The sequence below is a fragment of the Curtobacterium sp. ME-Dv--P-122a genome, from assembly GCF_030209645.1.
GTDB classification, from domain to species: Bacteria; Actinomycetota; Actinomycetes; order Actinomycetales; family Microbacteriaceae; genus Curtobacterium; species Curtobacterium flaccumfaciens.
In genome coordinates, this window is the sequence record NZ_JARVRO010000003.1 from 25,688 (window position 1) to 50,082 (window position 24,395).

At 71.7% G+C, this 24,395-nt stretch carries 22 protein-coding genes; 14 read left to right on the forward strand and 8 right to left on the reverse strand.

Annotated elements, in window-relative coordinates:
• Positions 1-2: 2 nt before the first annotated feature.
• Positions 3-2,009, reverse strand: a complete 2,007-nt coding sequence (locus QRN49_RS02515) for a glycoside hydrolase family 127 protein (RefSeq protein WP_284753842.1) — start codon at positions 2,007-2,009, stop codon at positions 3-5.
• Positions 2,010-2,173: 164 nt separating this feature from the next.
• Between QRN49_RS02515 and QRN49_RS02520 the strand changes: the two genes are divergently transcribed.
• From QRN49_RS02520 to QRN49_RS02565, 10 genes are all read left to right on the forward strand, one after another.
• Positions 2,174-3,172: a LacI family DNA-binding transcriptional regulator gene (locus tag QRN49_RS02520; protein WP_284753843.1), complete on the forward strand. Its 999-nt coding sequence runs from the start codon at positions 2,174-2,176 to the stop codon at positions 3,170-3,172.
• Positions 3,173-4,046: 874 nt separating this feature from the next.
• Complete coding sequence (locus QRN49_RS02525) at positions 4,047-5,750, forward strand: xylulokinase (RefSeq protein WP_284753844.1); 1,704 nt, start codon at positions 4,047-4,049, stop codon at positions 5,748-5,750.
• Positions 5,747-6,457, forward strand: a complete 711-nt coding sequence (locus QRN49_RS02530; protein WP_071247850.1) for an L-ribulose-5-phosphate 4-epimerase — start codon at positions 5,747-5,749, stop codon at positions 6,455-6,457. Before QRN49_RS02525 ends, QRN49_RS02530 begins: the two co-directional genes overlap by 4 nt.
• A complete protein-coding gene (araA, locus tag QRN49_RS02535) occupies positions 6,454-7,995 on the forward strand; it encodes an L-arabinose isomerase (RefSeq protein ID WP_209081846.1) in 1,542 nt (513 codons plus the stop codon). The genes QRN49_RS02530 and araA overlap by 4 nt, the downstream gene beginning before the upstream one ends.
• A gap of 17 nt (positions 7,996-8,012) precedes the next feature.
• On the forward strand, positions 8,013-9,287 hold the full coding sequence (locus tag QRN49_RS02540; RefSeq protein ID WP_284753845.1) for an FAD-binding protein: 1,275 nt from the start codon (positions 8,013-8,015) through the stop codon (positions 9,285-9,287).
• A 511-nt stretch (positions 9,288-9,798) separates the two neighbouring features.
• Positions 9,799-10,719: a cation-transporting ATPase gene (locus QRN49_RS02545; protein WP_284753846.1), complete on the forward strand. Its 921-nt coding sequence runs from the start codon at positions 9,799-9,801 to the stop codon at positions 10,717-10,719.
• A gap of 204 nt (positions 10,720-10,923) precedes the next feature.
• Complete coding sequence (locus QRN49_RS02550; RefSeq protein WP_284753847.1) at positions 10,924-12,591, forward strand: ABC transporter substrate-binding protein; 1,668 nt, start codon at positions 10,924-10,926, stop codon at positions 12,589-12,591.
• Positions 12,588-14,348, forward strand: a complete 1,761-nt coding sequence (locus QRN49_RS02555; RefSeq protein WP_284753848.1) for a dipeptide ABC transporter ATP-binding protein — start codon at positions 12,588-12,590, stop codon at positions 14,346-14,348. Before QRN49_RS02550 ends, QRN49_RS02555 begins: the two co-directional genes overlap by 4 nt.
• Positions 14,345-15,280, forward strand: a complete 936-nt coding sequence (locus QRN49_RS02560; protein WP_209136522.1) for an ABC transporter permease — start codon at positions 14,345-14,347, stop codon at positions 15,278-15,280. Before QRN49_RS02555 ends, QRN49_RS02560 begins: the two co-directional genes overlap by 4 nt.
• Positions 15,277-16,281, forward strand: a complete 1,005-nt coding sequence (locus tag QRN49_RS02565) for an ABC transporter permease (RefSeq protein ID WP_110865220.1) — start codon at positions 15,277-15,279, stop codon at positions 16,279-16,281. Before QRN49_RS02560 ends, QRN49_RS02565 begins: the two co-directional genes overlap by 4 nt.
• Positions 16,282-16,429: 148 nt before the next feature.
• On the opposite strand, the gene QRN49_RS02570 is transcribed toward QRN49_RS02565, so the two are convergent.
• The 7 genes from QRN49_RS02570 to QRN49_RS02600 all read right to left on the reverse strand — a co-directional run bounded on the left by QRN49_RS02570 (position 16,430) and on the right by QRN49_RS02600 (position 21,783).
• Complete coding sequence (locus QRN49_RS02570) at positions 16,430-16,897, reverse strand: DUF2087 domain-containing protein (RefSeq protein ID WP_284753849.1); 468 nt, start codon at positions 16,895-16,897, stop codon at positions 16,430-16,432.
• Entirely contained in the window at positions 16,897-18,216 is a 1,320-nt protein-coding gene (locus QRN49_RS02575) for a GNAT family N-acetyltransferase (protein WP_284753850.1), read from the reverse strand. Before QRN49_RS02575 ends, QRN49_RS02570 begins: the two co-directional genes overlap by 1 nt.
• Before the next feature lie 313 nt (positions 18,217-18,529).
• Positions 18,530-18,961, reverse strand: coding sequence for a hypothetical protein (locus tag QRN49_RS02580; protein WP_284753952.1), 432 nt, complete (start codon positions 18,959-18,961; stop codon positions 18,530-18,532).
• Entirely contained in the window at positions 18,927-19,724 is a 798-nt protein-coding gene (locus QRN49_RS02585) for a signal peptidase I (protein WP_209081862.1), read from the reverse strand. Before QRN49_RS02585 ends, QRN49_RS02580 begins: the two co-directional genes overlap by 35 nt.
• On the reverse strand, positions 19,712-20,608 hold the full coding sequence (locus tag QRN49_RS02590) for a hypothetical protein (protein ID WP_284753851.1): 897 nt from the start codon (positions 20,606-20,608) through the stop codon (positions 19,712-19,714). Before QRN49_RS02590 ends, QRN49_RS02585 begins: the two co-directional genes overlap by 13 nt.
• The gene (locus QRN49_RS02595; protein WP_111022072.1) at positions 20,605-21,183 is read right to left on the reverse strand and encodes a TasA family protein; all 579 of its coding nucleotides are present in this window, start codon (positions 21,181-21,183) and stop codon (positions 20,605-20,607) included. Before QRN49_RS02595 ends, QRN49_RS02590 begins: the two co-directional genes overlap by 4 nt.
• Before the next feature lie 45 nt (positions 21,184-21,228).
• The gene (locus QRN49_RS02600; RefSeq protein WP_111022073.1) at positions 21,229-21,783 is read right to left on the reverse strand and encodes an alternate-type signal peptide domain-containing protein; all 555 of its coding nucleotides are present in this window, start codon (positions 21,781-21,783) and stop codon (positions 21,229-21,231) included.
• A gap of 393 nt (positions 21,784-22,176) precedes the next feature.
• Here QRN49_RS02600 and pnuC point away from each other — a divergent pair, with 393 nt between their 5' ends.
• The 4 genes from pnuC to QRN49_RS02620 all read left to right on the forward strand — a co-directional run bounded on the left by pnuC (position 22,177) and on the right by QRN49_RS02620 (position 24,389).
• Entirely contained in the window at positions 22,177-22,842 is a 666-nt protein-coding gene (gene pnuC / locus QRN49_RS02605; protein ID WP_071404263.1) for a nicotinamide riboside transporter PnuC, read from the forward strand.
• Between the two features lie 90 nt (positions 22,843-22,932).
• Positions 22,933-23,565 (forward strand): hypothetical protein, encoded by a 633-nt coding sequence (locus QRN49_RS02610; protein WP_111022075.1) that lies wholly within the window; start codon positions 22,933-22,935, stop codon positions 23,563-23,565.
• Between the two features lie 84 nt (positions 23,566-23,649).
• Complete coding sequence (locus QRN49_RS02615) at positions 23,650-24,084, forward strand: chemotaxis protein CheY (RefSeq protein WP_111022076.1); 435 nt, start codon at positions 23,650-23,652, stop codon at positions 24,082-24,084.
• Entirely contained in the window at positions 24,081-24,389 is a 309-nt protein-coding gene (locus tag QRN49_RS02620; protein WP_111022077.1) for a winged helix-turn-helix domain-containing protein, read from the forward strand. Before QRN49_RS02615 ends, QRN49_RS02620 begins: the two co-directional genes overlap by 4 nt.
• Positions 24,390-24,395 lie beyond the last annotated feature (6 nt).

The window sequence follows — 24,395 nt, forward strand, 5'->3', positions numbered from 1 at the left end:
GGTCACCGTGCCAGCGGGAGCCAGACGCGCATCGGCGCGGCTCCCCGGTTGGCCCACGCGTAGTACGGGACGGCGATCGCCGTGACGTCGCGACCGGCCTGGAGGCCCGTGGTGGCGCCCTGCGGACCGGCCACGTCGTCGACGCTGGTCGCGTTTCCTGCGTGATCCGATCCTCCAGACCGGGTCGCGTCCAGCCGCTGGTACGGCCAGGCCGGCTGCACGTGCTCGGCCGGCGCGTGCCCCGGGATCCGCAGCGTGACGACGCCGTCGAGCAGGTCGTCGCGGCGCTCCTCGGTGATCGGCGCGTCCGCGTCGACCGTCAGGTCGTCGACCGTGAAGCCCTGCTGGTCCGCCTGCTCGACCGCGTACACGAGCGGGCCGCGCTCGATCGCGACCTGCCCGCGGGCGGCGTCGATGCGGGCGTCGGCGACGTAGCGGTGCGGCGTCGTGTCGAAGACGAGCTCGACGGTGTCGCCCGCCGACCACTCGCGGTCGACGACGTGCAGCGTCCCGGCCGCAGGGTTCGCGGACCCGTCCGGACCCGTGACCGTCGTGGTGTCCGACCAGGCCGGGATCCGCAGGCCCAGGGCGAGCGGGCCGTCCTCGGTGACCGTCACACGGACCCGGCCGTCGTGCGGGTAGTCGGTCTCGACCCGCACCGGACCGAGGTCGGCGGTGGCGTACTGGTGGACCTGCAGCCCGCCGTCGGTCGCGGTCGCCAGGTAGCCGTCGAGGCTCGCGAAGGTGCGCATGATGTTCGGCGGGCAGCAGGCGCAGTCGAACCAGCCGCGGCGCCCGTGGGCGGGGGAGCGGTTCTCGTCCTGGTGGGCGTGGTCGCGCTGCTGCAGCGGGTTCACGTAGAAGTACTCGGTGCCGGCCAGGCTCACCCCGGCGAGGAACGCGTTGTACAGCAGACGCTCGATCGCGTCGGCGTACACGGGCTTGCCGGTGGCGAGCAGCAGCCGCCAGGCCCACTGCACCCCGCCGATGGCCGCGCAGGTCTCGGCGTAGCCGCGGTCGGTCGGCAGCTCGTACGGGTCGCCGAACGCCTCCCAGTCCCAGCGTGCCCCGAGGCCGCCGGTGATGAAGGCCTTCGTCGCCATCATGTCCGCGAACTGCGTCTCGCTCGCGGCGAGGAGCTCGGTGTCCCCGGTCTCGATCGCGACGTCCACGGCACCCGCAGCCAGGTACACGGCGCGCACGGCGTGGCCCTCGACCGTCGTGGCCTGCCGGCTCGGCACCCGGTCGGAGAAGTACGTCGGCTCGCCGCCGGCGCGCTCGATGATGCCGTGCCCGCGGGCGTCGACGAACCAGTGCGCCAGGTCGAGGTAGGCGCGGTTGCCGGTCTCGCGGTACAGCTCGACCAGGCCCATCTCGACGACGGGGTGGCCGTCGACGTCGCGCGTCTTCGGCGTACCGTCCGGTGCGGTGCCGTCGCCGAACGTGCGGACCAGGTGGTCGGCGTTCTTGATCGCGACCTCGAGGAGCCCGGTGTCGCCGGTCGCACGGTGCTGGGCCACGGCCGCCTGGTACAGGTGCCCGGCGCAGTACATCTCGTGGCTCCACTTGAGGTCCGTGTACCGCTCGCCCTTCCCGCGCACCTGCTGCACGGAGTCCAGGTACCCGTCGTCGGCCTGTGCCCGGGCGTACAGGGCGGTGACCTCGCGCTGCAGGTCGAGCAGGTCCTCGGCGGTCGCGCGGCCGTACTCCCACGCAACGGCCTCGAGCCACTTCGTCACGTCGGAGTCCATGAAGATCGGGCCGACGGCCTCGCCCTCCTCGAGTCCCGCGGCGATGCGGAGGTTGCGGAAGTTGCCGGCCGTCTCGAGCTGCTGGTAGCCGCTGCGGACGGCGTCGCGGCCGTTGCGCTCCTGGCGGAGCGCCCAGAAGCCGCCGGTGATCCGGGCGTCGCCGGTCGGCAGGGGCCGGAGCGTCAGGCGTGCGTCGGCGGTCGGGAGGACCGGGGTCGCGGTGTGCGCGCCGCGATCGGTCGCGAGCGTGGTGGTCATGTCGCCTCCTTGCGATGTGACTGGCACCGTGCGGATGGAACTGGCCATCCGGAAAACGGTTTCTGCGGTGGACGCTACGACACGGGGCGCACGCCGCGCAAGAGCATTCCGGCGGTTTTGTGTAAGGTCATCGGCACGCCCTGATCGTCGGAAAGGTGGTTGCCGTGACGCTCGAACGCACCGGACAGCCGATCCGGATCACCGACGTGGCGGCGCTCGCCGGGGTGTCGATCGGCACCGCGTCGAAGGCGCTGAACGGCACCGGGCAACTGCGGGACGCCACCCGGCTGCGGGTGAAGGAAGCCGCCGAGAAGCTCGGGTTCGTCGGCGATGCCCGGGCCCGTGCGCTGTCGTCGGGGCGGACCTACACCGTCGGCATGATCACCACCGACTCGTTCGGACGGTTCTCGATCCCGGTGCTGCTCGGTGCCGAGGACGCCCTGTCCGCCGGGCGGATGGCCGTGCTGCTGTGCGACACCCGCGACGACCACGTCCGCGAGGCCCACTACCTGCGCTCCCTGGCGGCCCGAGGCGTCGACGGCATCATCGTGACCGGCCGCTCCGCCGACGCCCGACCCCCGATCGACGTGTCGATCCCGGTCGTCTACGCCTTCACGCCCTCGACCGACGACGCCGACGTGTCGGTCACCCTCGACGACGCCGCCGGGTCGGCACTCGTTGCCTCGCACGTGCGCTCGCTCGGGCGACAGCGGGTCGCGATCGTGACCGGGCCGGCGCGACACCGGTCCGCGGCGCGACGGGTCGCCGGCGCCTCGTCGGTGCTCGGGCCGCACCTGGTCACCGACCCGCTGTACGGCGAGTGGTCGGAGCGCTGGGGACGGCAGGCCGTGGACGTGCTCGCGCGGGAGTCGCCCGACGTCGACGCGATCGTCTGCGGCAGCGACCAGATCGCCCGGGGCGTGTGTGACCGGCTGCGGGAGCTCGGGCGTTCGGTGCCCGGAGACGTCGCGGTCACGGGGTTCGACGACTGGGACGTGATGGCGCTCGCCTCCAGGCCGCCGCTGACCACCGTGGACCTGCGGCTCGAGGAGCTCGGACGCGTCGCGGGGCAGGCGCTCCTCGCCCTGATCGACGGCGGGACGGCGTCGTCGGCGGCTGTGACCCCGTCGCTCGTCATCCGCGAGAGCACCGTCGGCACGTAGGGCGCGTTCGGGGCTCGGGCTCGGGGCTCGGGGCTCGCGAGGTCGCGCGAACTGCCGCGTGTCCTGCCGTCCGGCGCCAGTTCGTGCGACTTCGGCGGACGGGTCGCGGCGTGTCGTGCGATCTCGGCGGCGCTGGTGCTGGTGCTGGTGCTCGTGGTCGAGCTGTCACAACACCCCGTCTGCCGTGGTCGAGCGGTCACGACTCGTCGCTCGACGCACCTCCAGCCGACAGTTCGTGACCGCGCGGTGGGGAGGTAGCGGGGTGTCGTGACCGTCCCGAGCGCCGCCGTTCGGGGTGTCGCGGGTTCGGAGGATCGGCGCTCGCGGGTGTGGGGTGGGTCCGGGCGGTCACGACACCCCGCCCGCCGTGGTCGAGTGGTCACGAACTGTCGCTCTGCGCGCCTCCGGTCGACAGTTCGTGACCGCGCGGAGGGGGGCAGCGGGGTGTCGTGACCGTTCCGAGCACCGCCGTTCGGGGTGTCGCGGGTTCGGAGGATCGGCGCTCGCGGGTGTGGGCCGTCCGGTGGTCGGGACTTGCGCGGGTGCGGGGCGGCGGGTGGTCGGGACGTGCGCGGGTGTGGGGCGGCGAGTGGTCGGGACTTGCGCGGGGGTGGGGCTGCGGTGGTCGCACGTCGTCGCCGGCCTCGTTCGTCGCGCGGTCACGACCCGTCGCGCGTGGGGCGTCGAGTGGTCAGGAGCCGTCGGCTACGGGCACGCCGGACGACGGTTCGTGACCGTTCGGGGGAACTGAGCGGGGTGTTTCGACCGCTGGCGGGACGGGCGGACCGGCGGCGCGCCGCGGCGTTGCACGAGTGAGCGCTCACGTGCCAGGATGTGAGCGCTCACTGAGGACGACGAGGTTCTGGAGGAACACATGGGTGACGACCGCCGACAGCGGATCGTGGACGGCCGCACCACACTCGGGATCGAACTCGGTTCCACCCGCATCAAGGCCTGCCTGGTGGACGAGGACCTCGTGCCCATCGCGGCCGGTTCCCACGAGTGGGAGAACGAGTACGTCGACGGTCGCTGGACCTACTCGCTCGAGGCCGTCGAGACTGGACTCCGCGCCGCGTACGCCGCCCTGGTGGCCGACGTCGAGGCGCAGTACGGCGTCACCCCGACCACCTACCGGGCGGTCGGCGTGAGCGCGATGATGCACGGCTACCTGGCGTTCGACGCCGCGGGCGAGCTGCTCGTGCCGTTCCGCACCTGGCGCAACACCTCGACCGGCCCCGCGGCCGAACGGCTCAGCGAGGCCCTCGGGTTCAACATCCCCCTGCGGTGGTCGATCGCGCACCTGTACCAGGCGGTCCTCGACGACGAGCCGCACGTGGCCGAGATCGCCGGCGTCACGACCCTGGCCGGCTACGTGCACCGTCGCCTGACCGGCCGGAATGTCCTGGGCGTCGGCGACGCGAGCGGCATGTTCCCGATCGAGGGCGGCCCCGTCGACAGCGGCCCCGGCGACCCGGGCGCGAAGGACTTCGACCACGCCATGCTCGCCACCGCGCAGGACCTGATCGGCGTGCCGGACCTGCGGTCCCTGCTGCCCGAAGTCCTCGTCGCCGGTGCCGAAGCCGGTGAGCTGACCCCCGAGGGTGCGGCCTGGCTCGACCCGACCAGCACGCTCGAACCCGGCGCACCGCTCTGCCCGCCCGAGGGCGACGCCGGCACCGGCATGGTCGCGACGAACGCCGTCGCACCGCGCACCGGCAACGTCAGCGTCGGCACGAGCATCTTCGCGATGGTCGTGCTCGAGCAGCCCCTGACCACCGCGCACGAGGAACTCGACGTCGTCACCACCCCGGCCGGCGACGCCGTGGCGATGGTGCACTGCAACAACGGCGCGAGCGAGATCGCGAGCTGGGCCCGGGTGTTCGGACGCTTCGCCGAGGCCTCGAGCGAGCGGACCGGCGCGACGCCGATCGGCATCGACGACGTCTACGCCACCCTGCTCGCCGAGGCCGTCGCCGACGACACCGACCCGGATGCCGGCGGGCTCCTCTCCTTCAACTACCTGGCCGGCGAACCCGTCACCCACGTCGAGGACGGCCGGCCCCTGCTGCTCCGCACCCCCGGCGCTCGCTTCACGCTCGGCAACCTGGTGCGCTCCGAGGTGCACGGCGCCTTCGCGACCCTGGCCATCGGCATGGACGTGCTGCACGGCGAACAGGTGCAGGTGGACCGGATGACCGCGCACGGCGGGCTCTTCCGCACGCCCGGCAGCCCGCAGCGTCTGCTCGCAGCGGCCCTGCGGGTGCCGATCGCGCTCGAGGAGACCGCGGGCGAAGGCGGCGCGTGGGGGATCGCGGTGTTGGCCGCCTACCTCGAGCACACCGACCAGCAGCTCGCCGACTACCTGTCCGACACCGTGTTCGGCGGGGACGCCGTGCACGTGGCCGAACCCGAGCCGGCCGACGTCGCCGGGTTCCAGACGTACCTGGAGCGCTACCGGGCCGCACTGCCCGTGCAGGACGTCGCCGCGGCGGCGACCCGCCCCAGCGCGACCACAGGACCGACCGAAGAGACCGACGGCGCCGACCCGCGCCTCCAGACAGAGGAAGTGACCCGATGACGGACGCGATCGACGAGACCACACGCCAGGCGGTGGCGACGACGCGGGAGCGCGTCGCGCGCCTGCACGGCGAACTCGTCCGCTACGGCCTCGTGATCTGGACCGGCGGCAACGTCTCCGAGCGCGTGCCCGGCACGGACCTGTTCGTCATCAAGCCGAGCGGGGTGTCGAGCGACGACCTGACGCCCGAGAACCAGGTCGTCTGCACCCTCGACGGCGTGCCGGCCGAGGGCTGGGGCAACGAGCACGGCCCCTCCAGCGACACCGCCGCGCACGCCTACGTGTACCGGAACATGCCCGAGGTCGGCGGTGTCGTGCACACCCACTCGACGTACGCGACCGCATGGGCCGCGCGCGCCGAGGCGATCCCGTGCGTGATCACGGCGATGGCGGACGAGTTCGGCGGCCCCATCCCGGTCGGCCCGTTCGCGATCATCGGCGACGACTCGATCGGCCACGGCATCGTCGACACGCTGAGCGGCCACCGCAGCCGCGCGGTCCTGATGCAGAACCACGGCGTCTTCACGATCGGCAAGGACGCGAAGGACGCCGTCAAGGCGGCCGTGATGTGCGAGGACGTCGCGCGGACCGTCCACATCGCGAAGCAGGGCGGCGAGGTCGTCCCGATCCCCGAAGCAGACATCGATCGACTCTTCGATCGCTACCAGAACGTCTACGGACAGAACCCCGAAGGAGCCATGCGATGACGCAGGACACCCCGACGCACGTCGACCCCCAGGCCACGCTCGACAGCTACGAGGTCTGGTTCCTCACCGGCTCCCAGGGGCTGTACGGCGAGGAGACCCTGCGCCAGGTCGAGGAGCAGAGCAAGGCGGTCCACGCGGAGCTCGCCGGGCACCTGCCGGTGAAGCTGGTCTGGAAGCCCGTGCTCAAGGACGCCGACGGCATCCGCCGGGCGCTCATCGAGGCGAGCGCCGACGACAAGGTCATCGGCGTCACCACGTGGATGCACACGTTCAGCCCGGCCAAGATGTGGATCGGCGGCCTGCAGGCGCTGACCAAGCCGCTGCTGCACCTGCACACGCAGGCGAACGTCACGCTGCCCTGGGCGGACATCGACTTCGACTTCATGAACCTCAACCAGGCCGCGCACGGCGACCGTGAGTTCGGCTACGCCCTCGCTCGCCTGGGCGTCCGGCACGCGACGGCCGTCGGCCACGTCTCGGACCCCCGCGTCCAGCAGCGCGTCGCGAACTGGACCCGTGCCGCCGCCGGCGCCGCGGCCGTCCGTGAGCTGAAGCTCACCCGCTTCGGCGACAACATGCGCTACGTCGCCGTCACCGAAGGCGACAAGACCGAGGCCGAGATCGAGCTCGGCGTGCAGGTCAACACGTGGGCCGTCAACGAGCTCGCGGCAGCGGTGGACGCCGCAGCAGCGGACACGGCAGCGGTCGACGCGCTCGTGGCGACCTACGAGCGCGACTACGACGTGGACCCGTCCCTGCGCAGCGCCGGCGGCGAACGGCACGCCGCGCTCCGCGACGGTGCCGCCATCGAGATCGGCCTCCGCACCCTGCTCGCGCAGAACGGCAGCGCCGCGTTCACCACCAACTTCGAGGACCTCGGCTCGCTCAAGCAGCTGCCGGGCCTGGCGGTGCAGCGCCTGATGGCCGACGGCTACGGCTTCGGTGCCGAGGGTGACTGGAAGACGGCGGTCCTGGTCCGCGCGATGAACGTCGCCGGCGCCGGCCTGCCCGGTGGTGCCTCCCTGATGGAGGACTACACCTACGACCTCACCCCGGGCGCCGAGAAGATCCTCGGGGCGCACATGCTCGAGGTCTCGCCGACGCTCACCACCACGAAGCCGACGCTCGAGATCCACCCGCTCGGCATCGGTGGCAAGGACGACCCGGTCCGCCTGGTCTTCACCGCCGACTCCGGGGAGGCCGTCGTCGTCGCGCTGTCCGACACCCGTGACGGCTTCCGCCTCACGGCGAACGTCGTCGACGTCGTGCCCCCGACCGAGGCCCTGCCGAAGCTGCCCGTGGGCCGCGCGGTCTGGGAGCCCCGGCCGTCGTTCCCCGTCGCCGCCGAGGCCTGGCTCACCGCCGGCGCCGCCCACCACACCGTCATGACGACGGCGGTCGGCCTGCAGGTCGTCGAGGACTTCGCGACCATGGTCGGCACCGAGTTCCTGGTCATCGACGAGCACACCACCGCACGCGGGTTCCGCGACGAGCTGCGTCTCCAGCAGACGTGGCACCGTCTCGACCGCGGCTTCTAGAGGAGTCAGGACCCACGATGGACGACGTGATCGCGGCCGAGCGCACCCGCACCAACTGGGCGGGCAACGTCACCTACCGCGCCTCGGCGCTGGCCCGGCCGACGTCGGTGGACGAGCTCCAGCAGCTCGTCGCCTCGACGCCGCGCCTGACGGCGCTCGGCTCGCGACACTCGTTCAACACCATCGCCGACACCGATGCCGTCCAGGTCTCGTTGTCGGACCTGCCGCCCGTGCTCGACATCGACACGTCGCGTCGCGTCGTGCGGGTCGCGGCCGGCATGACGCACAGCCAGGTCGCGGCCGGTCTGGAGGCCCGTGGCTGGGCACTCGGGAACCTCGCGTCCCTGCCGCACATCTCCACGGCCGGGGCCGTCGCCACGGGGACGCACGGCTCCGGTGTGCGGAACCCGTCGCTCGCGCAGGCGGTGGTCGGCCTCGACGTCGTCCGCGCCTCCGGTGAGATCGCCCACGTCGATGCCTCGTCGCCGGACGGGCTGCTCGACGCCCACCGGGTCGGGATCGGCGCGCTCGGTGTCGTCACCGCGGTGGAGCTCGCGATCGAGCCGACGTTCCAGATCGCCACGACGGTGCACCTCGACCTGCCGTGGGACGCCGTCGCAGCGCAGTTCGACCAGGTGATGTCCGACGCGTACTCGGTGTCGATGTTCACCTCGTTCGACGACCGCGGTGCCCGGCAGGTCTGGGCCAAGCACCGCGTCGACGAGGCCGCACCGACCGTCGACCTCGTGGCCCTCGGCGCCCGTGCGGCCTCGGGTCCGGTGCACCCGGGTGAGAACGACCCCGCCGGGGTCACCGAGCAGGGCGGCGTGCCGGGGCCGTGGTCCGAGCGGCTGCCGCACTTCCGGTCCTCGTTCACCCCGTCGACCGGGGCCGAGATCCAGGCGGAGTACCTGATCCCCGCTGCCTCGGCGGTGGCGGCGCTCGAGGCGCTCCGACCGCTGGCGTCGCTGTTCGCCCCGATCCTCATCGCCGCCGAGGTCCGCACCATCGCGGCCGACACCGCGTGGCTCGCGCCGTCGTCCGGACGACAGTCGGTCGGCCTGCACTTCACGTTCCGCCGGGACGCCGCCGCCGTGGCCGCGGCAGTGGCCCGGATCGAGGACGTCCTCGAGCCGTTCGACCCGCGGCCGCACTGGGGCAAGGTCTCAGCAGCCGGCGCCGAGCGGCTGCACGAGGCGTACCCGCGGCTGTCCGACTTCGCCGCACTCGCCCGTGACCTCGACCCCACGGGGCGGTTCCGGAACGCGTTCCTCGCGCGCATCCTGTCCTGACGCGATGGACAGGTGTCCCGCACCACCGGCTGTGGTGCGGGACACCCGGGTCCTCAGTCCTTGCGGGACAGGTCGATCAGGAGCCTGACCACGGTCACGAGCAAGCTCGCGATCCCCAGCCAGGGCACCCGACGCCCGGACCGATCATCGGTGTCGTGCGACATCGCTGACCTCCTGGTGTCGTCGCCGGCTGACACGAGGAGCTTCGGCCGAGGGATGCGTCGCCGAGCGGGCTCGGCTACCATCGGTTCCGAGCGTTGGACTCGGGATGGTTTACGCATCCCTTGGCTTTCCACTCGGAAGGCGAATCGAGGCCCGGAACTGTTGTCGCAGTCCCGGGTCTCACGCTTTCGCCTAGGTCGCGCTCCGGCGGTGTCGCGACCGGAGCCAGCCTCCGTGTATGTGTCCGCTGAAATGCAGCCGGAATCTCACAGGTGATCCCCATCGGATGCCCTGGCGAACCCCCGCCTCGGTGCCGGTCTTCCACATGTGAGGACGCAAAGGTGGGGACATGGCGAACCTCAACCGCATCATCGGCATGGCCTCCAAGGTCATCGACAAGCAGCTCCAGAAGCGTGGGCAGGGGGGAACCGCGCCCGGCGCCGGATCGCAGCAGGGCGGAACCGACTGGCGCGGCATCGTGCGCAGCGCCGCGGACAAGCTGACCGGCGACGACCGGAACCAGCAGCAGCCGCCGCAGCAGCACGGCCAGCCGCAGCAGTACGGCCAGCCGCAGCAGTACGGCCAGCCACAGCAGCACGCCGGCACGCCGCAGCACGCCGGCACGCCGCAGCACGGGGCCGACGCCGACAAGGTCGCCCTGGCGAAGTACGACTACCTGCTCCGCACCTCGTCGCCGGAGCAGCTCGAGCAGGTCCACCACGACGCCTTCGCGCGGCTCACCCCGGCGCAGCGCCAGCAGGTCCGCGACCGCCTGAACTCCGAGCTCCCGCCCCACGAGCACCTGCGCGACGACTCGGCGGGCGGCATGGCCCGTGCGATGACCCGCGGAGAGATGTCGCGTCCGGGTCTGGTCCGACGGGTCCTCGGCGGTTCCGGCCGCTCGGGCAACGGCAACGGCCGCGGACGCGGTGGGGCCTTCGCCGGTGGAGCAGCGGTCGGTGCCGGCGCGATGGCGTTCGGTGGCCTCGCCGCCGCGGTGGCCGGGGGAGCGGTGCTGAGCGCTGCCGCCGGTCCGGTCCTGGCAGGGGCGGCCGACCTCGGCGTCGACTTCGAGGGCATCGCCTCGGGCATGGGCGACCTCGGACTCGGTGACCTCGGCGGTGGCGTCGAAGGACTCCTCGGCGAGGGCGAGCAGCTCCTCGGCGGGTTCGGTGAGCAGGCCGCGGGGTTCGGTGAGCAGGCGTCCGGGCTCGGCGAGCAGGCGTCGAACCTCGGCAACGACTTCCTCGGTGGGCTCTTCGACCGCTGACGCACTGCGGTGCGAACGCATCGGGAATAGCGGGACGGCGTCCGGCGCTTGCAATGTTTCGTCGTGCGTCGTCCGACGCACGCGAGATTCGGACGGGCCACCGTCGCGGTGTCAGGATGGACGCCGCCCGGCGGGTGAACCGTTCCGCCGTCGCAGCGACCGCCACCGCGATCGCGACCCCCTTCCCCGAGGAGCAGCACCGTCATGAGACGCCCCAACCGCCTGACGATCACCGCGGCCGTCGCCGCAGCAGCAGCCCTGGTCCTGACCGGCTGCTCGGGTGGGGGTTCGTCCGACGACGGCGCCGAGGGCACGGCGAAGGGCGGCACGCTCAACATCCTGACGCCGCAGACCTCGTTCCACCTCGACCCCGCGACCAGCCAGAGCCTCGGCATCACGTCGATGGGCCTCGTCGCCCGACGGCTCACCACGTGGGACGTCGAGCCGGGCAAGACGGCGAAGGTCGTCCCCGACCTGGCGACCAACACCGGGGTCTCGAGCGACGACGGCAAGACCTGGACCTACACGCTGAAGGACGGCGTCGAGTTCCAGGACGGCACGCCGATCACCACGAAGGACATCAAGTGGGGCATCGAGCGCTCGTTCGAGCCGACCCTCAGCGGTGGCCTGAGCTACCACAAGTCGCTCCTGGTCGGTGGTGACTCCTACAAGGGCCCGTTCGACGGCAAGTCGCTCGACAGCATCGAGACCCCGAACGACAAGACCATCGTCTTCAAGCTGAACGACGCCTACGGCGACTGGCCGTGGCTCGCGTCGATGCCCGCGTTCACGCCGGTGCCCGAGGGCGACGGCAAGGACACCGGCGCCTACGACCTGAAGCCGGTCGCATCCGGTCCGTACCAGGTGCAGTCGAACACGCAGGGCTCGCAGGTCACGCTCGTCCGCAACAAGAACTGGAGCGCGAAGACCGACGAGGTCCGCACCGCCGGCCCGTCGAAGATCGTCTTCAAGGAGAGCCAGGACCAGTCCACGGCGACGCAGACGCTGATCGCGGACAACGGGGACGCCAAGAACTCGTTCGGTGCCATCTACCTGGGGGCCGCCGAGCTCAACCAGGTCCGTAGCAACCCGGCCGCCCAGGACCGCCTCGCCACCTCGAAGGCCGGCCCGATCAGCTACATGGCGATCAACACGCAGCGCGGCGAGCTCAAGGACCTCAAGGTCCGCCAGGCGCTGCAGTACGCGGTCGACCGCAAGTCCTTCCGGATCGCCGCCGGCGGCGCGATCGCCGGCTCGTACGCCTCGACGCTCATCACCCCGGGCATCGCCGGACGCCAGGACTACGACCTGTACAAGACGAAGGCCACCGGTGACGTCGACAAGGCGAAGCAGCTGCTCAAGGAGGCCGGCGTCAGCAACCTGAAGCTGACCCTGGTCACGCAGAACGACCCGACGTACCTCGCCCAGGCCCAGGCGCTGCAGTCCGGCCTGAAGCGTGCCGGCATCGCCGTGACGCTCAAGCCGCTCGACTACGACTCCTTCACGCAGGCGACCACCAACGGCACCGACTTCGACCTGTCGCTGTCGAGCTGGCAGCCGGACTTCCCGAGCGCGAACGCCAACCTGCAGCCCCTGTACGACTCGTCGCAGATCGGTGGCGGCGGCTACAACGTCTCGAAGTACAGCAACCCCGAGGTCGACGCCCTCATCGCGAAGGCCAGCTCCACGGTCGACCAGGACGACGCGCAGAAGCTCTGGGCCCAGGCGGACCAGAAGATCATGGCCGACGCCCCGGTCGTGCCGCTGATCTACGCGAAGCAGTCCTTCCTGGCCGGGTCGAACGTGCAGAACTTCCAGATCGCGGACTTCCCGGCGTACCCGAACTACCTCAAGGTCTCGCTCAAGCAGTGACCGAACCGATCCTGCAGGTCGAGGGGCTCCGAGTCGCGTTCGGCGACGCGGAGCCCGTCGTCCGTGACGTCTCCTTCGACCTGACGCCCGGCCGGGTCCTCGCCCTGGTGGGGGAGTCCGGCTCGGGCAAGTCCGTCAGCGCCATGAGCGTGCTCGGGCTCCTGCCGCCGCAGGCCTCGGTGTCGGGCAGCGCCCGGTTCCGTGGCGAGGAACTCATCGGTGCCCCCGTCGAGACGGTCCGCGCCGTCCGGGGTGCTGGCATCGGCGTGGTGTTCCAGGAGCCGATGAACTCGTTCACGCCGGTCCTGTCCATCGGCACCCAGATCGCCGAGGCCGTCCGGGCACACCCCACCGGGCTCGACCGTGCCGGCGTCCGGGCACGCGTCGACGAACTGCTCCGTGACGCCGGGCTCGCCGACCCGCAGCGCATCCGGAAGGCCTACCCGCACGAACTGTCCGGCGGCCAGCTCCAGCGCGCGATGATCGCGATGGCCCTGGCCGGTGACCCGGTCGCACTCTTCGCCGACGAGCCCACGACCGCGCTCGACGTCACCGTGCAGGCGGGCATCCTCGACCTGTTGCGGCGGCTCGGCCGCGAGCGTTCCCTGGCCGTGCTGCTCATCACCCACGACATGGGCGTGGTCGCGGACGTCGCGGACGACCTGCTGGTGCTGCGCCGCGGCGACCCGGTCGAGCACGGGACCGTCGCCGAGGTCTTCGCCCACCCGACCGCCGACTACACGCGCGAACTCCTCGCGGCCGTCCCCAGCCTGGAGGCCCGCCCCGCGTCCGCAACGCCGGCTGCGGACCCGGACGCCCGGGCCGACGATCCCGGCTCACGCGCCCAGCGACAGCTCACGGCTCCGGGCGCGCGTGAGGTGTCGCCCAGCGCGAAGACCGCTGCGGTGACCGACGAGGCGGACGCGAGTCGCGCCTCCCGGTCGCTGGTGGCGCGTCTGCGCGACGTTGCCGTGCGGTACTCGCGCCGAGGCGGACCGACCGTGTCCGGCATCGACCTCGACCTGCACGCTGGCGAGACCGTCGGCCTGGTGGGCGAATCCGGTTCCGGCAAGTCCACGATCGGGCGCGCGCTCGCGGGCCTGGTGCCCGTCGTCGCCGGCTCGGTCGAGGTGGACGGCAGCGACCTGCGCACCGCTCGCGGACGACGACTGCGCGACCTGCGCAGTCGGGTCGGCATCGTGTTCCAAGACCCGGCGTCGTCGCTCAACCCGCGGCAGACCATCGGCTGGAGCATCGCGGAACCGCTGCTCGTGCACGGCACCGACTCCGCAGCGGACCGCGCCGAGCGGGTCCGTGAACTGCTGACCGCCGTGCAGCTCGACCCGACGTGGGCCGAGCGGTTCCCGCACCAGCTGTCCGGCGGCCAGCGGCAGCGTGTAGCCGTCGCGCGTGCGCTCGCGCTGCGGCCGGCACTCGTCATCGCCGACGAACCGACCTCGGCACTCGACGTGACGGTGCAGGCCGCCGTGCTCGACCTGCTCGCCGGGCTGCAGCGGGAGTTCGGCTTCGGCATGCTGCTCATCAGCCACGACCTCGCCGTCGTCCGCCAGCTCGCCGACCAGGTGATCGTGCTGCGCGACGGCCGGATCGTCGAACGGGGGAGCACCGACGCCGTGCTCGACGACCCGCAACAGGACTACACGCGCATGCTCCTCGCCGCGGCGCCCGTCGCCGATCCCGTGCGACAGGCCGCTCGCCGCGAGGCGTGGCGAGCGTGGGAAGGAGTGGCCTCGTGACGGCCAACGTCGTCGACCGACCGGTCGCACCGTCCGGCCGGACCACCGGCTTCCGGGCCGTGGTGCGACGCGTCCGGCAGGACCGCTGGGCGGTGGCTTCAGCCGTCGTCATCGCGGTGTTCCTGGTGGTCGCCGTGGCGGCCCCGCTCATCGCGAAGGCGTCCGGGCAGGACCCGTACGCGTACGACATCGACGCGCTCAACTCGTTCGGTGCGCCCCGGGGTGCGGGCGGCGGCATCAGCGGCGAGCACTGGTTCGGTGTCGAGCCCCTGACCGGGCGCGACCTGTTCTCGATCGTCACGTACGGTGCGCGGACGTCGCTCGGCATCGGACTCGCCGCCACCCTGGTGTCGATCGTCATCGGCGTGCTCGTCGGCGTCACGACCGGGTTCTTCGGCGGCTGGTACGACCGGGTGCTCTCGCGGGTCGTCGACGTGATCTTCGGGTTCCCGTCGCTCGTGTTCATGATCGCCCTCACCGCGATCGTGCCGTCGTCGTTTCCGAAGCCCGTGCTCGTCGTGCTCGTCATCGGATTCTTCGGTTGGCCGGCCGTGGCCCGTGTGGTGCGGGGGCAGACGCTGTCGCTCGTCAGCCGCAACTACGTCGTCGCCTCCACCGCGATGGGTGCCGGCCGGTGGCACGTCATCCGCACACAGCTGCTGCCGAACCTCGCCGCGACCATCACCGTCTACGCCACCATCTCGATCCCGTCGATGATCGGTGCCGAGGCCGCGCTCTCGTTCCTGGCCGTCGGGGTCAACCCGCCGACGCCGTCGTGGGGTCGCAGCATCGGCGACGCCATCGGCTGGGTGCAGACCGATCCCATGTACCTCGTGTTCCCCGGAGCCGCACTGTTCCTCATCACCCTCGCCTTCAACGTGCTCGGTGACGCCCTGCGCGACGCCCTCGACCCGCGAGGGGGCACCGCGTGAACGCCGCCACCCTGCGGTTCCTCGCGATCCGCGTGCTCGGGGCCGCCGTCGTGCTGCTCGTCGTCGCGGCCATCACGTACGCGCTCTTCATGCTCCTGCCGACCAACCCGGCGCGGGCGATCTGCGACAAGCCCTGCACCCCCGACCGGCTGCGGGAGGTCCAGGCGTTCCTCGGCACCGACAAGCCCTGGCTCGCACAGTTCGGCGCCTACCTGGCCGGCATCTTCACCGGCCGGACCTTCGGCAGCGGCAACAGCGTCATCGAGTGCGCGGCACCGTGCTTCGGGTACTCGTTCCAGCTGCACGAGAGCGTCACCGAGCTGATCCTGGCGCGCCTGCCCGTCACGGCCTCGATCGCCGTGGGTGCCGCCGTGCTGTGGCTCGTCGCCGGGGTGTTCGGCGGCACCGTCTCGGCGTTGCGCCGCGGCACCTTCGTCGACCGGGCCGTGATGACGGTCGCGGTCGCGGGTGTCTCGTCCCCGGCGTACCTGGTCGGGCTGCTCGGCATCCTGCTGTTCGGGTTCGTGCTGGGGATCCTGCCGACGAGCGGGTACGTGGCCTTCGGTGACGACCCGGTCGGCTGGTTCACGCACCTGATCCTGCCGTGGTGCGTGCTGGCGTTCATCAGCGCTGCGATCTACGCCCGGTTGACCCGTGGCGAGATGCTCGAGTCGATGTCACAGGACTTCGTCCGGACCGCCCGGGCCAAGGGGCTGCGGGAGCGCCAGGTCGTCGTGCGGCACGGGCTTCGAACCGCGATCCTGCCCGTGGTGACGCTGTTCGGGCTCGACCTCGGGTCGCTGCTCGGTGGTGCGGTCATCACCGAGAAGGTGTTCTCGATGCAGGGTCTCGGCGCGCTGCTCATCGACGCGGTGCACACGCTCGACCTGCAGGTGGTCGTCGGCTTCACGCTGTTCTCGGCGCTGCTGATCGTCACGGCGAACGTGATCGTCGACATCGTCTACGCGTTCGTCGACCCGCGGGTGCGGCGCCGGGCGTAGGGCCGCGGCGCGCTCCGCTCGTGTGGTGCGAGGTTCCGTACTCCGTGCGAGCGCGTCCGCCTGCCACGGAATCGGGAACCTCGCACCAGAGCGCTCGCCCCTCGCACCGTGCGAGGTTGTGCACCCCGCGCGGGACGGGCCAGCAGCTTCAGGCCGGGCGGGCGGACGCCATCCGGTAGACCGAACCGTCGTCGGCGCGGGTCAGGACGCCGAGGTCCACGGCATCCCGGCGCACGACGGAGACATCGGTCGCGAGCATGCCGACGGCGGCGTTCAGGACGGCCTCCGGAACGGCTCGGTCCGGTCCGAGTCGCTCGAACACGAGCTCGACGATCCGGACGGACAGCGCACGTCGTTCGACGTCCTTCACCGGCATCCGCTCGATCCGGTCGAACTCGAGCACCGCGGCCGGCGACTGCAGTCGCTGGAGTTCGCGTGACGTCCAGCCGAGCACCGACGCGTCCGGGCCGTCGTCGGTGACCCAGTCGAACGAGCCGACGGCCGCCCGGGTGCGGTCGTCGGCCGGGGCTCCGCCGAACACCGCCGCTCGCAAGGTGGGGGACGCCAGGACGGAGACGACCTGACGCGCGCGCCCCACCACCCGGGCGACGTCCATCAGAAGTACGTGATGCCGTGCGGCGTCCGCGGCGGCAGCAGCATCGCGCGGAGCAGCTCCACCGACGCCCGGTCCGCAGCGCGGACGAGCCCCGCGGCCGCCAACGTGACGGGGGAGACCGAGCCGATCAGCAGCGCACCGAGCTCCGCGACGTCGAGCTGGACGTCAGACCCGGCCACGTCGACGTCGTCGGCGATGCGTGTGACGGTGCCACGGGCCTCCTGGACGTCGAGGCGGTACGTACCGGTGGTGAAGCCGAGCGCGTCGGTGACCCCGAGTGTCAGCGACCCGTCGACGGCGAACGGCCGCGAGGCCAGCACCGCCGGCACGTCGAGCACGCGCAGCCAGACGTGGTCCTCTTCGTGGTCGACGTCGTACGCACGGTTGTCGCCGAGCGCCGCGACGATCGGGTCGTCGAGGCGCGAGCGGTTGTACTTCACGACGTCGTTGAGGTCGACCGAGAGCAGGAACTCCCACAGGGCGGTGTAGGCCTGGTCGTCCGCGTAGACCAGGTCGACGATCTCGAGCGCGGTGTCGGAGCCGCGCTCTTCCTTGACGCGCCAGGTCACGTAGCCGTCGATCTCGTCGGAGCCGTCGGGACGGTGCACCGCCGCACGGACGTCCTTCGCCTTCTGCCCGTCGTGCCCGAGCAGGCCGAACACGATCGGCCAGGTGCCGGTGTTGCGGACCATCGAGCCCGGGGCGCGGACGTGGAACCGGTCGAAGACCGCCTTGCCCGGGCCGTCGGCCAGCCACTGCGGCGTGACGACCGACACCGTGCCGGAGGTCGGGGCGAGCAGGGGCAGCGCGCGCTCGCGGCGCACGTGCACGGCACGCTCGCGGATGGCGCAGCCGAAGCCGAAGCGGCGGTAGATGGTGCCCTCGGACGCGGTCAGCGACGCGACGGCGTAGCCCTCGGCGACACCTCGCTCGAGCGCGTGCGTCATCATCCGGCGCAGGATGCCGCGGCGACGCTCGGTCGGTCGGACGGTGACCGCGGAGATCGCCTGCGTGTCGACGGAGGACCCGTCACCCCAGCTCAGCGCCTTGCGGAACCACGTGAAGGTGCCGGCCGGCCACGTCTCGTCGACGGACCCCGGGAACGGCTCGCGCACGTAGACCCCGAGGAACGTCTCTTCGTCGGCGATGAAGTGGGACGCCATGCGGGCTGCGCCCTCGGCGTCGGGGTCGGCTTCATGGAAGCCCATCCCGACGGCCTGCATCCACGCTGCCGTCGCGGCGTTCGGTGCCCCCTTGTCGTCCGTCCCGGGCGCGAACTCGCGCAGCTCGTAGCGGTCGTCGAATGCCTCGTTGCTCACGTTCCGACACTATCGGGACCGGGTGGACGTCACGACAGGCGCGTGGTCGGTCCGGTCGGACTGGAGGCCCGGAACGCGTCCGGCGGACGGGCTGCGGGGTGCGGGTGGCCTGTGCGGGTGCCGGGTTCGGGTGCCGCGGACGCACGGTGCGGGATTCCGGGTGTCGGGCCGCACGGTGCTGGGTTCGTCAGTGGGGGCGGTGGAGGTGGCTCGGTGCGGGGTCGTGGCGGGGCACGGGATGGGCAAGGTCGCACGGGTCGGGCGATCCGGCACCGCACGACGAACCCTGCACCGTGCGACGGTCGGTGCCGCCTCAGTCGGTCGTGCCCCGCGGGGGATCGACGAGCAGCCCGACACGGTCGTCCAGGTAGTCGGCGAGGGGGACTGCGGTGCCGGCGGTCGGGGACCACCGGACCGACGGCACGTCGTCGGCGATGAAGAGCACGCCCTCGGCGCCGACCAGGGAGTCGTCGACGGGGATCGGGGCGGCGCCGTGGTTCACCGTGTCACCGGCGCCGAAGTGCCCCTTCGCGGCGGCGGCTCGGTAAGCGCGACGGACCTCGGCGGAGACCGACTGGTACTGCGACCGACCGGGTTCGGTGACGCGGGTGATCGACCCGGTGGCCCAGACACGGTCGGCGGTGTCGGGGGACGACCCGATCAGGAGTGCTCCGACCCGCCACACCCGGCCGAGCGGTCGCATCGTCGGGTCACGACGGATCCCGAGGACGGCCTTCGGCTGCACGTACTCGCCGAGTGCTTCGTCCGGGACGTCCGCGGCGCGGAGCCGTCGGGCCGCTGCGTCGAGGAGCTCCCGCGCCCGCTGCACTCCGTCCGTCACGTCCACCGAGCCTAGACCGGGTGGTGGTCGTGTTCTCGGTGGTGGTCCGCTCGACGTGGTGCGCTGCGCTGCGGCGTCCGTGGCTGGTGCCGGCGCGGTTCGTGCCGGCGCGGCGACGACGCGCGGCGCTCACGAAGCCCGCGGTCATCATCACCGCCCCGTACGTCAGGAGCACGCCGGCGACCGCAGGGATGAGCCAGCTCCGCGAACCGTTGACGACCTGGTTGACGATGCCGATCTCCGGCACGGAGTACCAGACCACGCCGCGGATCTGCACGGGGGTGACCGGTGCCGGGTCGGCCTCGGCGTTGTTGTCGCCCTTGAGCACGAAGGTCCGCTCGCCGTTCGACGACGACGACACCGAGACCACGCGGTGGCTGACGACCGCGGGCTGGCCGGACACGATCTGGTAGGTCACGACGTCGCCGACCCGGATGTCGTCGATCGGGGTCGGACGGACCACGAGCAGGGTCCCCGGGGGCAGGGTCGGCTCCATCGACTGCGTCAGGACGGTGAGTGGCATCGAGCCCGTGGCCTTCGGCACGACGATCAGCACGACCGCCAGGGCGGCGACGAGCAGCAGGAGCCCGGTGCTGAGACCGAGCACGACGGCGTGGACGACGGCACGCCAGCCGGAGCGCGGGGTGGGGGTGCTCACGCGCCGCATCGGATCGCCGCCCCGTTGTCCTGCGTGAAGAGCGTGACCTTGCCGGTGCCCGCGACGGTGCTCGTGGGGTTGCCGGCGCTGTCGAGCACCTTGACGGTGACGGTCAGCGTGCCAGCGGTGCCGGCGCTCGCGGGGACGTCCGGCGGCGCGATCGTGATGAACGCGGAGTAGTCCTGCGCCTTCTGCCCGACCGGGGTCGAGCCGACGAAGGCCCCGTACCACGTGTCCATCGGCCGGTTCGCGGCGTCCCACCGGATCTCGACGTACCAACCGCCGTGGTCGGTGCAGACCAGCGAGGGGGTGGTGTCGACGGTCGCTGCCGGCGTGGTCAGGGTGAAGCCGCCGGCGACGACGCCCGAGGTCCAGGTGCCGCTCGTGACGGTGAGGTTGACGTTCACCTTGGCGGTCGAGCCGGCCGGGGCCGACGACTGCAGGGTGCTGCGGGTGCACCAGACGGCGGAGGCGCCGGCGGCCAGCTTCGCGCTCATGCTCGGCAGCGACGCCCAGGTGCCGGTGACGGACCCGGTGCCGACGGCCGTGCTCGCGGTGCAGCCCGCGGTCGCGGCGACCGGCCAGGCGACGACGGCGACGGCCTTGGCGAGTGCGGTCGAGCTGCCGGACACGACGGAGACCGTGGTGGTGGCGGTGCCGGCGAGGGTGCCCGTGTCGGTCAGGGTGATCGGCTTCGTCGTCGAGGTGACGCTCGACGAGAACGCCGTGGTGAGTGCGCTCGTGCCGCTGATCGACGCCGCGACCGTGCCGACCGTGGTGCTCGCCGCGGTGGTGCCCGACGCGCTCCACAGTGCCCACGCGGCGCTCGAGGTGCCACCGACGAACACGGCGGTGAGGAGCACGGCGACGAGGAGCCGGAGGCGGCGGTTCATGCGGAGACCTGCGTTCCGGTGACGGTGAGGGTGAAGTCGGTGGTGGCGCCGGCGACGGCCTGCGGGGCGTCGGCGTCGAGGACCATCTCGAGGCACGCGGTGCCGCTGACCCCGGCCGGCAGGGTGAATGCCCCGGTACCGGTGTCGAAGGTGGCGACCCGACCGCTCGTACCGGTGAGCCCGGGCACGCACTTCGCGGCCGAGGACACCATCGCGAGGTGGAGCGTCAGTTCACCGGTCGCCGCCGCGACGGAGGACTTCGAGGCCGTCGTCGTGACGCGCATCGACAGGGGGATCGACCCGGTGTTCCGCACCGTGAAGGTGCCCGTGGTGCTCGTGCCCGGCCCGAGGACCGCGGTGTTCATCGCCGTGGTGCTGCCGACGGTGACGGTCGCCGTGGCGGAGCGCACCGTGGTGCTGGCCGTGCTGGCGGTCCCGTTCCAGAGTGCGTACGTGCCGCCGGCGCCGAGGAGTGCTGTTCCGACCGCGACGACCAGGGCGATCGCGACCGGCCACACCCAGCGGTACCGTCGGGCTGCGCGGTGGCGTCCCGTCGTCCGCGGTGTGGCGGTCATGTGCGTGCTCCTGGTCGTCGTGGTCGGTGGGGTGCGATCGGGGGATCAGGAACCGATCGCGGTCTGGGTCAGCGTGAAGGCCAGCGCGCTGAGGTTGATCGAGCCGCCCTGACCGGTGGTCGCCGACGAGGGGAGCGTCACCGTGAAGACGACCTTGACGGTCGACGTGGACGAGGACGGCGAGACCACGAAGGTGTTCGTGTTCGACGAGGACTGCACGACCGAGGCGCTCGTCGACGTGACGGCCAGCGTCTTCGTCGTGGCGGCGAGCAGCGCGGCGTCACCGGTGATGCTCTGGTTGGCGTAGGTCAGGTTCGCTTTGAGGTCCTGGCCGGTCGCGCCGATGTTCAGCGTCTGGGTGAACTGGAACGTGTTCCCCGGGACCATCAGGGCCTTCGTCGGGTCGATCGCGGTGGAACGACCGTTCGTGATGTCCGTCCACGCGCCGTCGTTGTTGGCGCTCAGCGTCAGGGTGCCGGCGCTCACGGCGGACGCGGCGCTCGAGGCGCTGGCGTTCCAGAGGGCGAACGTGCCCGCACCGCCGAGGAGGAGTGCGACGCCTGCTGCGCCGGCGATGGCACCGGTGACGATCTTGTGCATGGGGTGGTTCCGTTCCTGCGTGCTCGGGGCACGCTGAAGCCCACCGGGGACATTCGGGCGTCGTGTCCGGTGGGGAGGTTGTCATCGACCCAGTGGTTGGAGGGGGTCGCGGCTGACCGGTGCCGAGAACGGTCGCCGGGCCTCGGAGCGCATGTGCTGCTGCTCGGGCGGGCTGGACTCGATCTGGCGTCGACGTTACCTGTCCCCCAAAGTGCCGACAAGCGAGAACGAGCGTTCACCCGGACCCCAGAACAGGGGTCATTTTTGTCCCCGCTAGGGAGGACATGGTTTGTACCCCGATTTCTGGGTGTGCGCTTCGTGTCCGCAGAGCGATCACAGAAGGAATGCCGGTACGCACGGCGTCGTTGCACCGTCCGGAAACGAGGAGGGCCCATGGACATCGTGCGCTGGTTGTTCGACGCGCAGATCGTCATCGGCGACCAGACGGTGCTCTGGCGCGAGGTGATCGGCAACGTCTTCGGGCTGCTCAGCGCCCTCGGTGGCATGCGCCGGAAGGTCTGGGCCTGGCCGGTCGGACTGGTCGGCAACGCCTTGCTCTTCACCGTCTTCATGGGTGCGCTCTTCGACACCCCGAACCCCGTCAACCTGCTCGGGCAGGCCGGCCGTCAGGTCATGTTCATCATCGTGAGCATCTACGGCTGGTACCGGTGGACGCATCGCCCCGAGGACGCGACGACCGTTATCGACCCGCGCTGGGCCTCCTGGCGGACCCGTCTGCTGCTCGTCGTCGGCATGGTCGGCGGCACCGCCCTGCTGACCCCCGTCTTCCGCGCGCTCGGGTCGTACGAGCCGGTGTGGAGCGACGCGTGGATCTTCGTCGGATCGCTGCTCGCCACCTACGGCATGGCGAAGGGGTGGGTCGAGTTCTGGCTCATCTGGGTGGCGGTCGACCTGGTCGGCGTGCCGCTGCTGTTCTCCGCCGGGTACTACGCCTCCGGGTTGATGTACGTCTTCTACGGCGTCTTCACCCTGACCGGGTTCTTCGTGTGGATGCGCCAGCGGGTCCGGCCTCCGGCGGCGCCCGTCACCGTCGGCTGACCGCCGTGATCACGACGCGCTGACGCGGCCGGGAGCACGGCCCCCGCTCTGGGACGAGACAAACGGCCCGGAATGCGCTGCAATGGTCGGATGGAACCCCTGCACGGCGAACGCGTCGAGGACGACGAGTCCCTCGCAGAGCGCACGGTGCGCGCGGCCATCCGTGCCTACCGGCTGCACCCGTTCGACACCGTCGACGCGGCGGTCGTCGCCGAGGTGGCCGGTATCCCGCTCGAGACCGTCGAGCGGCTGTTCCCGACCTGGCACGCCCTGCTCCTGGTCACCTACGACCGGTGGGCGCAGCTGCGGGGGACCCGGCGGAAGAACCCGCCCACGTGCACGATCGAGCACGTCCGCCTGACCCTGGCCGAGGACGTCGCCGACCCCGGGCTCGTCCGGGTGCTCGCGGGGCTGATCACCGTGGCCAGCTCGGAGTCCGGGTTCGCCGAACTGTTCCGCAAGCGGTTCGAGGAGTACGCCGAGCAGCTGACCGTCGGGCTGCAGCGCGACTTCGACAAGGGCTCGGAAGAGGCCGGCATCCCCGCGTACCAGGCTGCGACCCAGCTGCTCGCCGTGTACGAGGGGCTGCAGATCCAGATGCTGGTCCGCCCGTACATCGACGTCCTGGTGGAGTTCGACCGCGCGGCGAACACCCTGCGCCAGGGCTGGAAGCGGCATGCCGTCCCGTCGTGGGACCTCGACGAGGCACCCGTCCGCGTCTGAGCGCAGCGGCAAGCTCTCCGGTTTGGAAAGTGCTTGCCAAACTGGAAAGTACTTGCAACACTGGTGTCAACGAGAGGGGACACCATGGACAACACCACCGCACGACCCGGACCCGCCGAGGCGGCCCGACTGCTCGACCAGGCGGACCGGATCGGCCGACGCGCGCACGACGCCGTCCGCTGGCCGTACGTCACGTTCATCACCGCGCTCGGCGTCGCGACGTCGCTCGGCACACTCGGCATGGGGCTCACGACCGGGGACGCGTTCGCCGCCGTCTACGTCGGCACCCTCGTGGCCCTGTTCGCCCTGGTGGTGTTCTTCATGGTGAGCATCCGCGGCCGCTCGGCCTTCGCCCGGAGCCGCCGCTGGACCGTCTACATCGCCAGCTGGGCGGTCACCTACCTGGCGGCGATCGCCGTGGTCGGGTGGGTGCACGGCTCGGTGCTCTGGTCGGGCATCACCTCGGGGCTGGTGCTGCTGGTCGCCCTGGTGTGCGCGGCGCGCGAGGCCCGCTCGTGAGCACCACCGACCGGGTGCACCCGCGGCACGAGCTCGACGACCTGCTGCAGCACCCCGTGCGCTTCTCGGTGATCGCCGCCCTGACCCGCGCGGGCACCCTCGGGTTCCGCGAGGTGCGGGACGCGGTCGAGGTCAGCGACTCGGTGCTGAGCAAGCAGGTCTCCGCGCTCGAGGCGGCCGGCTACGTGTCGGTGGGGAAGGGCTTCGTCGGCAAGACGCCCCGGACGTCGATCACCCTGACCGCGTCGGGTCGGGCCGTCTGGGCCGCCCACCTGGACGCGCTCCGCCGCATCGCCGCCGGCTGATCAGCG

Bases quoted from the DNA above. Each gene is read 5' to 3' on its own strand.
- pnuC (WP_071404263.1), top strand. From the start codon at position 22,177: ATGGACATCGTGCGCTGGTTGTTCGACGCGCAGATCGTCATCGGCGAC.
- QRN49_RS02610 (WP_111022075.1), top strand. From the start codon at position 22,933: ATGGAACCCCTGCACGGCGAACGCGTCGAGGACGACGAGTCCCTCGCA.
- QRN49_RS02540 (WP_284753845.1), top strand. From the start codon at position 8,013: ATGGACGACGTGATCGCGGCCGAGCGCACCCGCACCAACTGGGCGGGC.
- QRN49_RS02595 (WP_111022072.1), bottom strand. From the start codon at position 21,183: ATGACCGCCACACCGCGGACGACGGGACGCCACCGCGCAGCCCGACGG.
- QRN49_RS02600 (WP_111022073.1), bottom strand. From the start codon at position 21,783: ATGCACAAGATCGTCACCGGTGCCATCGCCGGCGCAGCAGGCGTCGCA.
- QRN49_RS02545 (WP_284753846.1), top strand. From the start codon at position 9,799: ATGGCGAACCTCAACCGCATCATCGGCATGGCCTCCAAGGTCATCGAC.
- QRN49_RS02615 (WP_111022076.1), top strand. From the start codon at position 23,650: ATGGACAACACCACCGCACGACCCGGACCCGCCGAGGCGGCCCGACTG.
- QRN49_RS02550 (WP_284753847.1), top strand. From the start codon at position 10,924: ATGAGACGCCCCAACCGCCTGACGATCACCGCGGCCGTCGCCGCAGCA.
- QRN49_RS02525 (WP_284753844.1), top strand. From the start codon at position 4,047: ATGGGTGACGACCGCCGACAGCGGATCGTGGACGGCCGCACCACACTC.
- QRN49_RS02590 (WP_284753851.1), bottom strand. From the start codon at position 20,608: ATGAACCGCCGCCTCCGGCTCCTCGTCGCCGTGCTCCTCACCGCCGTG.
- QRN49_RS02530 (WP_071247850.1), top strand. From the start codon at position 5,747: ATGACGGACGCGATCGACGAGACCACACGCCAGGCGGTGGCGACGACG.
- QRN49_RS02585 (WP_209081862.1), bottom strand. From the start codon at position 19,724: ATGCGGCGCGTGAGCACCCCCACCCCGCGCTCCGGCTGGCGTGCCGTC.
- araA (WP_209081846.1), top strand. From the start codon at position 6,454: ATGACGCAGGACACCCCGACGCACGTCGACCCCCAGGCCACGCTCGAC.
- QRN49_RS02570 (WP_284753849.1), bottom strand. From the start codon at position 16,897: ATGGACGTCGCCCGGGTGGTGGGGCGCGCGCGTCAGGTCGTCTCCGTC.
- QRN49_RS02515 (WP_284753842.1), bottom strand. From the start codon at position 2,009: ATGACCACCACGCTCGCGACCGATCGCGGCGCGCACACCGCGACCCCG.